A 13,413-nucleotide genomic window follows, 5' to 3' on the forward strand; every position below is an offset into this window, starting at 1 on the left:
GTGCCGGTGGAAGCGACATGCCGGGCCCGTGTCGAGGTCGTGAACGGCGGGCAAACCGGCCCCGCGGCACATCGCGGCGACCGATTGTCCTCGGTTATCGAGGTCATACAAATACCCTGGGCACGTGAGTACCCCCACACACCGTCGCCTGGAGCAGCACGCGGGTGAGCTGTCGACCGCCGCCGTGCACCAGATGGAGACGTCCTACCAGTGGTACCAGGAGCTGTCGGCGTCCGACCGGTCGTGGGTGGGCCTGGTCGCGCAAGCGGGCATCGCGGCGTTCATCTCCTGGCACAGCGATCAGTCGGAGGCGCCGTCGGTGGCCACCGACGTCTTCGGCAGCGCCCCGCGCGACCTGATGCGCACCGTCACCCTGCGGCAGACCCTCGACCTGGTCCGCACGGTCATCGACGTGGTCGAGCAGCATGTCGGCATGCTCGCGGCACCTGGCGAGGAGACCCGGCTGCGCGAGGCAGTGCTCACCTACTCCCGCGAGATCGCCTTCGGCGCGGCGCAGGTGTACGCCGCTGCCGCCGAGAGCCGCGGCGCCTGGGACGCGCGCCTGGAGTCCCTCGTGGTCGACGCGATCCTGCGTGGTGAGGCCGATGAGTCGCTCACCTCGCGGGTGTCGGCCCTGGGGTGGGACGAGGTGCACGACATCGTGGTCGTCGTGGGCACAGCACCTGCCGGTCCCGGTGCCGAGACAGTGGATTCGCTGCGCAGAGAAGCTCTACGACGCGACCTGCCGCTGCTCGCCGCGGTCCAGCGACGACGGCTGATCGCGATCATCGGCGGGGTGGACGACGTCCTGGCCGCCGTCAGCGCCATCACCTCGCAGTGGGCCGACGGCCCGGTCGTCATCGGGCCGAAGGTGCCGCACCTGTACGCCGCCGGCCGCAGCGCGCGCGCCGCGCTGGCCGGGCAGAGCGCCGCACCTGCATGGCCCGAGGCGCCGCGACCCTGTCTGGCGGACGAGCTGCTGCCGGAGCGGGCCCTCGCCGGTGACACGCGGGCGCGGCGCCGCTTGGTGGACAAGGTCGCGCACACCCTGGCCGACCACCCGGCGCTGCACGAGACCGCCACCGCCTACCTGGACCAGGGCAGCCTCGAAGCCACCGCGCGCCTGCTCTTCGTGCACCCCAACACGGTGCGCTACCGCCTCGGCCGGATCCACGGCCTCACCGACTGCGACCTGACCCGGCCGCGCGAAGCCTTCACGGTACGGCTCGCCCTGGCCATCTCGCACCTACCGGACTTGTAGCAAACCTCCAAAACCAGGGGGGCAACTTGGTCCGATGGGCACCCAGGATCTCAGGCCCCGTCGCGGCACGATGAACGAGTGCTAGCGATCGTGTGCCCCGGACAAGGCTCGCAGACCCCAGGATTCCTCGCCCCGTGGCTGGAGGTGCCGGGCTTCCCCGAACGACTCGCCTGGCTCTCCGCGGTGGCCGGGATGGACCTGGTGGCCCACGGGACCACCTCCGACGCCGAGACCATCAAGGACACGGCCGTCGCCCAGCCCCTGATCGTGGGGTCCGGGCTGCTGTGCCTGCTCGCCCTCTTCGACCACCCCGCCGACGGCTTCCGCCTGGTCGGCGCCGGCGCGGGCCACTCGGTGGGCGAGATCACCGCCGCCGCCGCGGCCGGTGTGCTCTCCGCCGAGCAGGCCATGGTCTTCGTCCGCGAACGCGGCGCCGCGATGGCGCAGGCGAGCGCGGCACGCCCGACCGGCATGAGCGCGGTCCTCGGTGGCGACCCCGACGAGGTGCGCGCGTCGCTCGACCAGCACGGCCTCACCGCGGCCAACATCAATGCCGCCGGCCAGGTCGTGGCCGCGGGCACCATGGAGCAGTTGAGCGAACTGAAGGCGGCGCCGCCGACCAAGGCACGCGTCGTGCCGCTGCAGGTCGCCGGGGCGTTCCACACCGAGCACATGGCCTCGGCCGTCGACCGCCTCGCTCACCTCGCGAACGCGATCTCCACCCACGACTCACGAATCCCACTGGTGAGCAACAAGGACGGCCAGGTCGTGCACCAGGGCCGCGAAGTGCTCGGCCGGATCGTGTCGCAGGTGCGCAACCCCGTGCGCTGGGACCTGACGATGGACACGCTGGCCTCTATGGGGGTCACCGGACTCATCGAGATCCCTCCGGCCGGCACGCTCGTCGGCCTGGCCAAGCGCGGGATGCCGGGCGTCGAGACGCTGGCCCTGAAGACGCCCGACGACATCGACAAGGCGATCCGGATGGTCGGCGAGCACGGCGAACCCCACGACGGCGGGATCGCACCGTCCTGGCGCCTCGTGATCTCCCCCAGCAAGGGCACGGTGTCGCTCGACACCAGCGCGGTCGGCACGACCGTGCATCCTGGCGACACGATCGCGCAGATCTCGACGCTGCGCGACAGCTACCCGGTGCTGTCGCCGCACGGCGGTCAGGTCGTCGAATGGCTGGCCGAGGACGGCGACCCGGTCGCGCCCGGGCAACCGCTGCTACGCCTGCACCCGACCGAGGCCTCCCGGTGAGCACGGTCCCCAAGGGCACCGGCACTCTTCAGCCCTCGGTCGGTGCGCGGTACGCCGGCATGCTCGGCGTCGGCGGTTACCGCCCCGAGCGGGTCGTCACCAACGAAGAGGTCTGCACCTGGATCGACTCCTCCGATGCGTGGATCCGCGAGCGCACCGGCATCATCTCCCGCCGCTGGGCGGGCGAGCACGAGACGATCGTCGACATGGCCGCTCAGGCGGCCGCTCCGGCACTCCAGATGGCCGGTATCACCGCGGATCAGCTGAGTGCGGTCATCGTGGCGACCGTGACGCACACGATGCAGACCCCCGCCGCAGCACCGATGCTCGCTACCCGCCTGGGCGTCAAGGACGCGGCGGCGTTCGACGTCTCGGCCGCCTGCGCCGGCTACTGCCACGGCATCTCGCTCGCCTCGGACATGGTGCGCGGCGGCAGTGCGGAGTACGTCCTGGTGGTCGGCGTGGAGAAGCTGTCCGACATCACCGACAAGCGCGATCGCGGATCGGCGTTCATCTTCGCCGACGGGGCCGGCGCCGCAGTGATCGGCCCGACAGACACCCCCGGCATCGGCCCGACCGTGTGGGGCTCGGACGGCGAGAAGTGGGAGGCCATTTCCCAGCGGGTCCCGTGGGACCGGATCGTCGCCCTGCAACTGGAGGAGGCGACCACCGGGAAGCCGGCCGACTGGGCCGCTGCCGGGGCGATCGACGCCACGGAGGCCTCGACCCTCAAAATGGCCGGTCAGACGGTCTTCCGCTGGGCCGTCTGGTCGATGGCGCCGGTCGCGCAGCGGGCCATCGAGGCCGCGGGCATCACCGCCGCCGACCTCGACGCGTTCATCCCGCACCAGGCCAACATGCGCATCACCGACGCGATGATCAAGCAGCTCAAGCTCCCCGCCGACATCCCGGTGGCACGCGACATCGCCGAGACCGGCAACACCTCCGCGGCCTCCATCCCGTTGGCCACAGAGCGCATGCTGCGCGAGCAGGAGGTGCCCCGGGGCGGGCTCGCCCTGCAGATCGGCTTCGGCGCCGGACTCGCGTACGCAGCCCAGGTCGTCCGGCTGCCCTAGGCCGACCACAGATATCCAACAGAACACCCGAGGCTCGGCGGGAAATCCGGGTCAGCCCAGATGAAAACCGTTGTAGCACAGCCCAATCAAAGGAGAACAGCATGGCGCAAGACGAGCAGCAGGTCCTGTCCGGACTCGCGGAGATCGTGAACGAGGAGACCGGGGTGGACGCGGCCGACGTGCAGCCGGACAAGTCCTTCACCGAGGACCTCGACATCGACTCGCTGTCGATGATGACGATCGTGGTCAACGCCGAGGAGAAGTTCGGCGTGACCATCCCCGACGACGAGGTCAAGAACCTCACCACCGTCGGCGACGCCGTCAAGTACATCCAGACCGCACAGGGCTGACCACGACCTCCGGGTGGCCCGCCGACGCGGGCCCCCCGGACCGGTCGCACCCTTCGCGCGCCTTTCGAGCAGCACTGATCTTCAAGGAGTTTCATCCCATGACCGCAGACCGGCGCATCGTCGTCACCGGACTCGGTGCGACCACTCCCCTGGGTGGCACCATGACGCAGACCTGGGAGGCGCTGCTCGCCGGCGAGTCGGGCGCCCGCCCGCTGCCGCAGGAATGGCTGGACCGCTACGACCTTCCCGTCACCTTCGCCGCGACCATCAAGCAGCACCCGTCCGAGGTGCTGAAGAAGGTCGAGATCCGCCGGATGGACCCGTCGGCGCAGTACGCGATGATCGCCTCCCGTGAGGCCTGGGCCGACGCCGGCACACCGGAGGTCGATCCCGAGCGTCTCGGTGTCGCGATCGGCACCGGCATCGGCGGTGTGCACACCCTGCTCGACCAGTACGACGTGCTGAAGGAGAAGGGTCCGCGCCGGATCTACCCCCTGACCGTCCCGATGCTGATGCCCAACACCGCCTCCGGAAACGTGTCCCTCGAGCTCGGCGGTCGCGCCGGGGCCCATACCACCGTGTCCGCGTGCGCCTCCGGCGCAGAGGCCATGGGCTACGCCGCCGCCATGATCCGCGACGGCCGCGCCGACGTCGTCGTTGCCGGCGGCACCGAGGCCGCGATCCACCCGCTGCCGATGGCCGGCTTCGCCGCGATGCGCGCGCTCTCACCCCGCAACGACGACCCGACCCACGCCTCGCGTCCCTACGACGTGGACCGCGACGGCTTCGTCATCGGCGAGGGTGCCGGCGTCCTGGTGCTGGAGTCCTACGAGCACGCCACGGCCCGCGGCGCCCGCATCTACGCGGAGCTGGCGAGCATCGGTATGTCGGCCGACGCGTTCCACATCACCGCCCCCGAGCCGGAGGGCGCGGGGGCCTCCCGCGCGATGCTCGAGGCCGTCGAGCGGGCCGACCTGTCGCCGCGCGACATCATCCACATCAACGCGCACGCCACCTCCACCCCGGTGGGCGACATCGCCGAATCCAATGCCATCCGACGGGCGTTCGGCGACGCAACCGACGACATCTCGATCACGGCGACCAAGTCGATGACCGGGCACCTGCTCGGTGCGGCGGGCGCGTTGGAAGGGCTGATCACCGTGCTCAGCCTCTATCACCGGATCATCCCGGCGACCACGAACGTCGACAACCTCGACCCCGAGATCTCGCTCGACGTCGTGCGCGGTGAGCACCGCAAGCTGCCGGACGGCGACATCGCCGCCCTCAACAACTCCTTCGGATTCGGCGGCCACAACGTGGCCCTGACAGTGAAGAGCATCTGATGACGTCCACCGACCACGCACCCGCCCCGGCACCCGTCGAGGAAGCGGACCCGCGCGACCCCCTGACCCGGCTCACGACCTTCTTGGACGACGGCTCGCTGCAGCTCATCTCGGCACAGGACCGCAGCGGCATGCTCGCTGCCACCGGCACGGTGCGCGGCGTCCCGACCGTGGTCTTCGCCGCGGACCCCCGCATCCAGGGCGGAGCGCTCGGCGCCGAGGGCTGCGGCGTGATCGTCGCGGCGTACGAGCGTGCGCTGGCTGATGATTCGCCGATCGTGGGCCTGTGGCACTCCGGCGGCGCGCGGCTGGCCGACGGCGTGGTCTCCCTCAACGGGATGGGCGAGATGTTCGCGATCATGACCCGCGCATCGGGCAAGATCCCGCAGATCTCCGTAGTGCTCGGCGCGGCCGCCGGCGGCGCGGCGTACGGCCCGGCCCTGACCGACATCGTCATCCTCGGCCCGGACGGGCTGATCTTCGTTACCGGGCCGGACGTCGTGCGTTCGGTGACCGGGGAGAACGTCACCGCCGCTCGGCTCGGCGGCGCCGAACCGCACGGCCGCCGTTCGGGCGTGGTGCACGTGGCCACCGAGACCACCGAGGAGGCGTACGACCGCGGTCGGCAGATGGTCAGCCTGCTGTCCGACCAGGGCCGGATGGACGTCGCCTCGGTGCAGGACCGCGATCTCGCCGCGACCTTCCCGGAGTCGGCCAAGCGCGCGTACGACGTGCACCCCCTGATCGCGGACGTCGTCGACGACGTCGAGGACTGCATCGAGCTGCACCCGCGCTGGGCCCCGTCCATCGTGACCACCCTCGGTCGCCTCGGCGGCCGCACGGTCGGCGTCATCGCCAACAACCCGCTGCGCCTCGGCGGCTGCCTCGACGCGACGTCCGCGGAGAAGGCCAGCCGCTTCGTGCGGATGTGCGACGCGTTCGGCATCCCCCTCGTGGTGCTCGTGGACGTGCCGGGCTACCTGCCCGGTGTCGGCCAGGAGTGGGACGGCGTCGTGCGACGCGGCGCCAAGCTGCTGCACGCGTTCGCCGAGGCCGTGGTGCCCCGGGTGACGCTGGTGACCCGCAAGACGTACGGCGGCGCCTACATCGCGATGAACTCCCGCTCGCTCGGTGCGACCCGGGTCTTCGCCTGGCCGACGGCCGAGGTCGCGGTCATGGGCCACGTCGCCGCCGTGCGGATCCTGCACCGGCGCCGCCTCGCGGAGGTCGACCCGGCCGAGCGCGTGACGGTCGAGAACGAGCTGGCCGAGGAGCACGCGGTCCTCGCGGGCGGTCTGCCGCGCGCGGTCGAGATCGGCGTGGTCGACGAGGTCATCGAGCCGACCAGCACCCGCACTGCTCTCGCCACCGCCATCGCGGCAGCCCCGCAGCGACGCGGGGACCACGGCAACATCCCGCTCTGATCCCGCACCCCTCCGTCGAGGGGTACGGAAACGCCACCCCTCGATGAGCAGGTGGCGCCGGGTCAGGACACCCGGTGCAGCCAGCGCACCGTGGCGCCGTCTCCGGCGTACCGGAAGGGCTCCAGCTCCTTGTCCCACGCGGTCCCGAGCAGTTCGGCCATCTCGGCACGGAACACCTCAGGGTCTCCCCCGCACTGCGCGAGGGCCGACCGGAGCCGGTCCTCGTGGATGACCGCGTCCCCCGACGTCGAGGTCCAGGTGTGGTGGATCCCGAGATTCGGGGTGTGCGCCCAGCGTGAGCCGTCGACTCCGGGGCTGGCTTCCTCGGTGACCTCGTATCGCACGTGGTCCCAGCCCCGCAGCGTGCTGGCCAGCCGGGCACCGGTGCCCGGATCGGCCATCCAGGACAGCTCGGTGCGCACCATGCCGGACGCGACCGGCTGCGCGGTCCATTCGAGCGCGACGGACTGGCCTAGCACGCTCTCCAGCGCCCAGGCGATGTGCGGGCACAGCGCGGTGGGGGCCGCGTGGATGAACACGACCCCGCGCGCGACGGCGCGACTACTTGCCACGGACATCCGAGCCTCCTTCACCATGAGGGACGTCTTCCCCAACGACCTACGGTGAAACGAGCCGACGGCATGCGCGGCGTACTGCGGATTCAATTGCCGCTCATTGTGCCCCATTCGTCACATGAGCACCAGGTTTAACGTCCGCTCGTTCTCCGGGCGGTCACGGCGCCGAATCGGGCACGTTCGGTGACGCGGCGTACGCCTGGATGGGAGTCATCGCGATTCCGTTGATCTGCACGGTCGCCACTTGGGCCACCTGGGCGCAGCCCACCGCCTTGTCGACCGTGGTGGCGTAGTCGGTGCCGCTGCCGGTAGCGCCCGTGGTGGGCGTCGTGCCCTCTCCAGGCGTCGTGCCACCGCCCGGCGACGGGGTCACGGTCGATGAGGATCCCGGCGTCGATGAGCTGCCACCCGTCGGGGTCTTCTCCGGCGAGGCGGTGAGCGACGTGTCCGACTTGATTTTCGCGAAGAGTGCGGCCGCGTTGCTCGCCGGCAAGACCTCGGCCTGGTTCTGCGGGTCGGGGATGTTCGGCATCGTGGTGAACGTGATGCGCTTACTGGGGATCTTGTTCAGCTCCTTGGCCAGCCCGGTGAGCTTGCCGATGTCGCCCAGACCGTTGTCGACCGTGACTGCCTTGGTCGCCGCATTCGCGAGGTCGTAGAGACGGACCGGGTTCGCCAGGGTCGACGCGCTCTCCATCTGACGCAGCATCGCGGACAGGAAGAGATGCTGGGCCACGGTGCGACCGATGTCGCTACCGTCGCCGAAACCGTGCCGCGTCCGCAGGAACTCCAGGGCCGACTTGCCCTTGAGGGTGTGCGAACCCTTCTTGAGCTTCAGGTGGGAGTAGGTGTCGTAGACGTCGTGGTTGACGCACACGTTCACTCCGCCGACCGCGTCCGACATCGTGACGACGCCGGAGAAGTCGATGACCGCGAAGTGGTCGATCGGCACCCCCGTCAGGTTGTGCACCGTCTTCAGCGTGCAGCTCGGGCCGTACTGCAGGGAGCTGTTGATGCGCTCCCGGTGTGCGGCGACGGGCTGCCCGGTCGCTGGGTCCGTGCACTCGGGGATGTCGACCACGGTGTCCCGCGGGATGCTCATGATCGTGGCGTTGCTGCGGTCGGCGGAGATGTGCACGAGCATCTCGACGTCGGCGTTCGCTGCCAGCGACGTGGCGCTCTTCCCCGACGCCGTGCTCGTCGATGCCTGACATCCCCCACCGATGGCGCAGTCGGCCGAGCTGCCTCTGGTGTCCGACCCCATGACGAGGACGTTGATCGGGGCGCGGCCCTTCGCGTCAGTGGTCTCGGTGCCCACCAGGCCCTTGGGGATCGCGACCGTGCGGATGTTGCCGTTCAGATGATGTACGACGAGCGCACCGGCCGCGACGATGACGACCATGACCGCGGCCAGACCGAGCAGGATGCGCCGCCTCAGATGGGTACGCCGCAGCGCGGCCCGCTCAGCCGCCGCGGACCGATTACCGGTGGCGCCGGCGGGCCGGTCCTCCCGCCGTACGCCGTCTCGCGGTGCACCGCTCGGCCGGCCCGCCGACTCACCGCGGGGGCGGGGCAGCCGCGCGCCCGGCCCCTGGGCGTCCGGTCCCTTGCGTCCGTCGTCACTCATCGGCGACCCACCGCCGTCGGCAGCGGGTCAACGAGATGTCCGCGTGGGCGCGGGCGGGAGATCATGAATGCGGTGCTTCCTGGCAGAGGTCGATGAGCAGTGGCGTGAGCCCTGGGCACGATAACCATCGAACCTTTCCGTGGCTCTCAGGTTGGCGGCGGTTCGCGAACGCTTCGTGCGCGATGCCGCGGGATTACGCAGGAGCGAGGGTGACAGGGCTCACTCCCGAAGCCCTGTACGCCCGCCGTGCGCACCCTGAGCACGGCCACCGCGTCGGGTGCCCCGCCGGGTAGGGTGCGTGCGCTGGGGGCGGTAGCTCAGCTGGTCAGAGCAGCGGACTCATAATCCGTCGGTCCTGGGTTCAAGCCCCAGCCGCCCCACTCGGATGTGCGCGCAGAACAGATCCCACCTGCGCGTCGGGCTGTCAGCAGCCGTCGCTGCCGGCTGGCGTCACCGTGTCGGGCGCCGAGCCGGAGACGGCGCGGTTGTACACCGCGTACACCTCGGACGTGAAGGACGAGCTGTAGGACGTGTAGGAGTAGCAGCCACCCTGGTGCAGGCCGCCGATGACACCCCGGACCGCCTTCAGCTGTGAGCCGGGGATGGCGGACAACCACGGGCTGCCACTGCTGCCGCCGACGTAGCCGTCACAGTCGAAGGCGGGATAGCCGTCGGTGAGATAGGTCGGCACGGTGCAGCTGACCGGTCGGCTGGCTCCGCCGTTGTAGGCCACATCGGTGATCTCGGTGCCGGGTTGCGGAGCCGTGGAGAGCACGTTGCCGCCGGTGAGGTCCTGCACCTGCACAGTTCGCCAGCCATGGCGCTGCCCCGCGACCTGCAGGATCGCGTAGTCGTACTGCGTGTCGTGCACGCTCTTCCAGCGCGGTGCGACGTAGGCGCGCTCGACTCTCCACACGCCGTACGGCGCCGGCCGGATCGCGGACGTCCCGTCGTAGGCGGGCACGAACAGCCACCCGGCCGCGGTGCCAGATACGCAGTGGCCGGCCGTCAGCAGCAGGTCATGGGTCGGGCTGGCGATGACGCTCGCCGTACAGCTGTGGCCTCCAGGGAATCCGTCGGTGAACAGCGTGCCGACGGTGGGTACGCCCGGGGAGGTGCTCGCCGTCGGCGTCGTGGAGCGTGCGGAGGGCACGGAGGGCGCGGCGGACGCCGGTGCGGTCGCCGCACCGAGCACAGTCCCCGCGGCGCCGAGCCCGGCCGCGATCGTTGCGATCACACGCTTCATCGGTGTGCTCCTGTTCAGGTACACGGACGGCCGCCCCGACTCGGGCTGCCCCTGAGGGCAGTCGGGAGTACTCATCGAGCAATGGGCATGACGAGGCGAGTCTCCCGCAGTCTGCGGCCGAAGCGTGGGAAATGGGCAGGTTGATCGCGCCTGAAATCGCGAGGAAGAGTTCTCGACGCCGGCTTGTCCGACGTGCACGTCGCGACCGAGTCGTCGATGTGGTGGCAGAGCAGCCCATGTTCCGGGCTGCTGCTCGGCGTTTCGCGCGGGGGCTCAGCCCTGCGAGGCCTTGCTCTCGTCGGTGGATTCTGTGATCCCGAGGCCATGCTTGTTGCCGGTGCTCAGGATGCCCGAGAGCGTGCTCTCCAGGGTGGTCAGCGATCCGTAGTCACCGCTGGTGATCTTGCCTTCGAGGTTGGTGAGACTGGTGACCGCGCTCTGGATCGGCGCGGCCAGGTCCTTGCACAGGGTCGGGTTCGCCTCGACGTTCTTCTTGGCGTTGTTCATCAGATGCAGGTCCAGCCCGGCCACCGCGGCGCCCTTGACGACCGCCCGGATCCGGCCATGGGAACCCTTGTTGAACGTCCCGGCCTTGTACGGCTTCCAGATCCAGCGGTGGAAAGTGCCGACGGTCAGGCCGATATCGGTGACGAAGCGGGTCTTGGCGAACGAGCGTGTGTTGGAACTCGGACAGCTGGCAGCCGCATTCGTGGGGCTCGCCGCTGAACTGGCGGCAGTGCTCGAGCCGCTGGAGCTCGTGCTCGACGCGGCCGAGGAGCTGGTGGACGAGTCAGCTGCTCCCCCGGAGGACGACCCGGAGCTCGAGTTGTTGCAGCCGGCGACCAGGGCGAGGCCGAGGAGGGCCGGTACGGCGACGACGCGGGAAAGAGGCATGATCAGCTCCCTGTTCGGCCTGGACTTGTTCGAACCGCACTGCGTAGGTGCTTCGGACGTTAGAAGTCACCCCTGAGCGAAAGCTGCGAACGGAGCAGTCGGCCGGTGGCAATCCGGGCCCGGGGACACAGACCGGTTGGGCAGGACCCGCCCAGTCGATCGGTGCCGTCATGAGGCGGAGACGTCCGATCGGTCTACCGTGTCGTTGGTGACGGCCTCCTGCCGAGGCCTGATGTCCGGTCATCACCCTGACCGGGTCGCATGAAAGGTCCAGCAGTCGTGAAGCGTCGACTCACCACATCCCTCCTCGCGGCGCTCATCGCCGTCCCCGCCACCCTGGCCGTGTCGGCACCGAGCGCCCGAGCCGCGAGCACCCTGCCGTCGATGTCGGTGGCCCCCTACGCGCTCCTGCCGACCAAGACCGCTCTCTGGGTGAGCGTGCCGTCCGGCACAGTCGTGACGGTGCGGCACGCGGGCGGCTCGGTCATCGGATCCAGCACCTCGGTGACAGGCCACGCCCTGCTCGTCCTCTGGCAGCCGACCGGGTCGCGCAGCTCGTACGTCGTGACCGCGCCGGGCTACGCCCCGTCGACCGTCGAGGCGAGTACGTCGGCCACGTCCTTGGCGGGCGCGCTGTGGCGAATGACCAACAAGCGCAACGCGTTGCCGTCGACCTACGTGCCGTCAGGGCTGCAGACCGTCGGCTCGCGCCAGCTCACCGCCGGCGCGGCGACCGCCGTGAGGCAGCTCATCGCCGGCGCCGCGGCCGCGGGGCTGACCACGGGGGTCAACAGCGGGTACCGCTCCTACGCATCGCAGCGCTCGCTCTACGACCAGGACGTGAAGCAGTACGGACAGAAGGTGGCCGACGACCTCGTTGCGCGCCCGGGGTTCAGCGAGCACCAGCTGGGCCTGGCCGCCGACCTCACCAATGCCCCGTGCACGAATGCTTCATGCACCACGACCACCGCCACGGGTCGGTGGATCGCGGCCAACGCGTGGCGGTACGGCTTCATCCTCAGCAACGCGGTGGGGAAGACCGCGATCACCGGATGGCAGTCCGAGCCGTGGCACGTGCGATACCTCGGCACTTCCCTGACCGCCTACGTGCACGCACGCCAGATCCTGACCGAGGAGGACCTGTTCGGACTGCCGGCCGCCCCGACGTACTGATCCCGACGCGCCGGGATCGGCACGTCGGGGTCGGGGATAATGGAGGTCGAAGCTCAGACGGCGACGTCCTCTTCCAGCTCCTCCTCGGTGGCGGAGTCCAGCCGACCGGTGGAGCGGTCGACGTCCGTGCCGGTCGCCGTACAACGCGCCCGGCGCTGCTCCACGGCGTACCCGAGGCCCAGGCAGGCGATGCCGAGCACGAGCCATCCGAACAGGATCGCCAGCGGACCGCCGAGGCCGACGGCCGGGAAGTAGAACATCCGGCGCAGCGTCTCCACGAACCCGGCACCGATCCAGAAGTGGTGCAGCCAGCCGAAGAACGCCGGCTGCAGGACGGGTGAGAAGACTCCCCCGGAGCTCGTGAAGTTCAGTGCGACGAAGACGGCGGAGTAGAGCAGCGTGCTGAACCGTCCGACCAGCGGGTGCAGTCCGACGCCGACGAACATCACGGCCGCCGTGTAGAGGATCGACAGACCCCAGACGGCCGGGACGTGACCGCCGAACATGTCGTAGCCGAAGTGGGCGACGGCGAGCTCGGCCGTCGAGAGCACGACGGCGGCACCGGCGGCAAGGCCGACACGGTCCCGGAAGCGCCGGGAGGCGGCTGCCGCACCGATGGCGATCGAGGTCGCGTAGGCGCCGACGGTGAGCGCGACGAGGAAGAAGAAGCCGTTCTGACCGATCGGGTCGCCCGCGGTCACGGGTGCCACGTCCTTGACCGACAGCGGCACACCCTGTTTGAGAGCGACCGGCGAGAAGACCTGCGTCACCACGGTCTTCGTGCTGTCTGAGGCGGCCGACCCGGTCAGGAGGACTGCCTGGTGAGCTCCGGGCACGTACGCGCCGGAGAGGTCGAGGTGCTGGATCTCGCGGGTGGCTTCGGCCGTGTTCGGCACGACCCGCACCGTCGCCGCGTCACCGACAGCATGCTGCAGCGCGTCGGCGATCGGCTGCGCCTGCTGCGTCGTCCCCACGACGGCCAGCGGCACGTTGTGAGGTGCTGGCTTGTGGAAGCCGCCGAGGTACGCCGCCGCCATCACGAGGCCCATCACGATCGGCACCAGCACATGGGACAGCACCGTCTTCATCGGCACCACCTGCTGCGGTCTGCTCACCTTCACCGTTCTCCTTTCTACTACCGTCCGAATCTGAAGTTGGTAGATGCAACTTCTGTATCTATA

12 protein-coding genes and 1 tRNA gene are annotated in these 13,413 nt (G+C 70.0%); 8 read left to right on the forward strand and 5 right to left on the reverse strand.

All coding sequences use genetic code 11. The annotated features are described in order from the left end of the window. Nucleotides 1-124: 124 nt before the first annotated feature. From JOB34_RS15165 to JOB34_RS15190, 6 genes are all read left to right on the forward strand, one after another. Nucleotides 125-1,261 carry a helix-turn-helix domain-containing protein gene (locus tag JOB34_RS15165; RefSeq protein WP_233762539.1) on the forward strand — a complete coding sequence of 379 codons (1,137 nt, stop codon included), beginning with the start codon at nt 125-127 and terminating at the stop codon, nt 1,259-1,261. 78 nt (nt 1,262-1,339) lie between these two features. After that, nucleotides 1,340-2,524 (forward strand): acyltransferase domain-containing protein, encoded by a 1,185-nt coding sequence (locus JOB34_RS15170; RefSeq protein ID WP_208053477.1) that lies wholly within the window; start codon nt 1,340-1,342, stop codon nt 2,522-2,524. Continuing rightward, complete coding sequence (locus tag JOB34_RS15175) at nt 2,521-3,600, forward strand: beta-ketoacyl-ACP synthase III (protein WP_347813889.1); 1,080 nt, start codon at nt 2,521-2,523, stop codon at nt 3,598-3,600. The genes JOB34_RS15170 and JOB34_RS15175 overlap by 4 nt, the downstream gene beginning before the upstream one ends. 101 nt (nt 3,601-3,701) lie before the next feature. After that, complete coding sequence (locus JOB34_RS15180) at nt 3,702-3,950, forward strand: acyl carrier protein (protein WP_179480165.1); 249 nt, start codon at nt 3,702-3,704, stop codon at nt 3,948-3,950. 98 nt (nt 3,951-4,048) lie between these two features. Next, nucleotides 4,049-5,293, forward strand: a complete 1,245-nt coding sequence (gene fabF, locus JOB34_RS15185) for a beta-ketoacyl-ACP synthase II (protein WP_179480162.1) — start codon at nt 4,049-4,051, stop codon at nt 5,291-5,293. Continuing rightward, nucleotides 5,293-6,717 (forward strand): carboxyl transferase domain-containing protein, encoded by a 1,425-nt coding sequence (locus JOB34_RS15190; RefSeq protein ID WP_208053479.1) that lies wholly within the window; start codon nt 5,293-5,295, stop codon nt 6,715-6,717. The genes fabF and JOB34_RS15190 overlap by 1 nt, the downstream gene beginning before the upstream one ends. Nucleotides 6,718-6,779: 62 nt before the next feature. Here JOB34_RS15190 and JOB34_RS15195 read toward each other — a convergent pair whose 3' ends face one another. Together JOB34_RS15195 and JOB34_RS15200 are read right to left on the reverse strand one after the other, a co-directional pair. Further along, nucleotides 6,780-7,295: a DUF3145 domain-containing protein gene (locus JOB34_RS15195; RefSeq protein WP_208053480.1), complete on the reverse strand. Its 516-nt coding sequence runs from the start codon at nt 7,293-7,295 to the stop codon at nt 6,780-6,782. Between the two features lie 154 nt (nt 7,296-7,449). Continuing rightward, nucleotides 7,450-8,919: an LCP family protein gene (locus JOB34_RS15200; protein WP_208053481.1), complete on the reverse strand. Its 1,470-nt coding sequence runs from the start codon at nt 8,917-8,919 to the stop codon at nt 7,450-7,452. Nucleotides 8,920-9,225: 306 nt separating this feature from the next. Here JOB34_RS15200 and JOB34_RS15205 point away from each other — a divergent pair. Beyond that, nucleotides 9,226-9,299, forward strand: a tRNA-Ile gene (locus JOB34_RS15205). A 44-nt stretch (nt 9,300-9,343) separates the two neighbouring features. Here the strand turns inward: JOB34_RS15205 and JOB34_RS15210 are convergent. Together JOB34_RS15210 and JOB34_RS15215 are read right to left on the reverse strand one after the other, a co-directional pair. Then, nucleotides 9,344-10,165, reverse strand: coding sequence for a trypsin-like peptidase domain-containing protein (locus JOB34_RS15210; RefSeq protein ID WP_208053482.1), 822 nt, complete (start codon nt 10,163-10,165; stop codon nt 9,344-9,346). A 273-nt stretch (nt 10,166-10,438) separates the two neighbouring features. After that, the gene (locus tag JOB34_RS15215; protein WP_208053483.1) at nt 10,439-11,059 is read right to left on the reverse strand and encodes a hypothetical protein; all 621 of its coding nucleotides are present in this window, start codon (nt 11,057-11,059) and stop codon (nt 10,439-10,441) included. 279 nt (nt 11,060-11,338) lie between these two features. Here JOB34_RS15215 and JOB34_RS18200 point away from each other — a divergent pair, with 279 nt between their 5' ends. Beyond that, a complete protein-coding gene (locus JOB34_RS18200) occupies nt 11,339-12,232 on the forward strand; it encodes a M15 family metallopeptidase (RefSeq protein ID WP_208053484.1) in 894 nt (297 codons plus the stop codon). 53 nt (nt 12,233-12,285) lie between these two features. Here JOB34_RS18200 and JOB34_RS15225 read toward each other — a convergent pair whose 3' ends face one another. Beyond that, nucleotides 12,286-13,347, reverse strand: a complete 1,062-nt coding sequence (locus tag JOB34_RS15225) for a hypothetical protein (RefSeq protein WP_347813890.1) — start codon at nt 13,345-13,347, stop codon at nt 12,286-12,288. Nucleotides 13,348-13,413 lie beyond the last annotated feature (66 nt).

The sequence above is a fragment of the Allobranchiibius sp. GilTou38 genome, from assembly GCF_017565325.1.
Classification (GTDB): domain Bacteria; phylum Actinomycetota; class Actinomycetes; order Actinomycetales; family Dermatophilaceae; genus Allobranchiibius; species Allobranchiibius huperziae.

Excerpts from the sequence above, each read along its gene's own strand:
- JOB34_RS15180 (WP_179480165.1), top strand. The coding sequence starts at position 3,702 with ATGGCGCAAGACGAGCAGCAGGTCCTGTCCGGACTCGCGGAGATCGTG.
- fabF (WP_179480162.1), top strand. The coding sequence starts at position 4,049 with ATGACCGCAGACCGGCGCATCGTCGTCACCGGACTCGGTGCGACCACT.
- JOB34_RS15190 (WP_208053479.1), top strand. The coding sequence starts at position 5,293 with ATGACGTCCACCGACCACGCACCCGCCCCGGCACCCGTCGAGGAAGCG.
- JOB34_RS15195 (WP_208053480.1), bottom strand. The coding sequence starts at position 7,295 with ATGTCCGTGGCAAGTAGTCGCGCCGTCGCGCGCGGGGTCGTGTTCATC.
- JOB34_RS15200 (WP_208053481.1), bottom strand. The coding sequence starts at position 8,919 with ATGAGTGACGACGGACGCAAGGGACCGGACGCCCAGGGGCCGGGCGCG.
- JOB34_RS15210 (WP_208053482.1), bottom strand. The coding sequence starts at position 10,165 with ATGAAGCGTGTGATCGCAACGATCGCGGCCGGGCTCGGCGCCGCGGGG.
- JOB34_RS15215 (WP_208053483.1), bottom strand. The coding sequence starts at position 11,059 with ATGCCTCTTTCCCGCGTCGTCGCCGTACCGGCCCTCCTCGGCCTCGCC.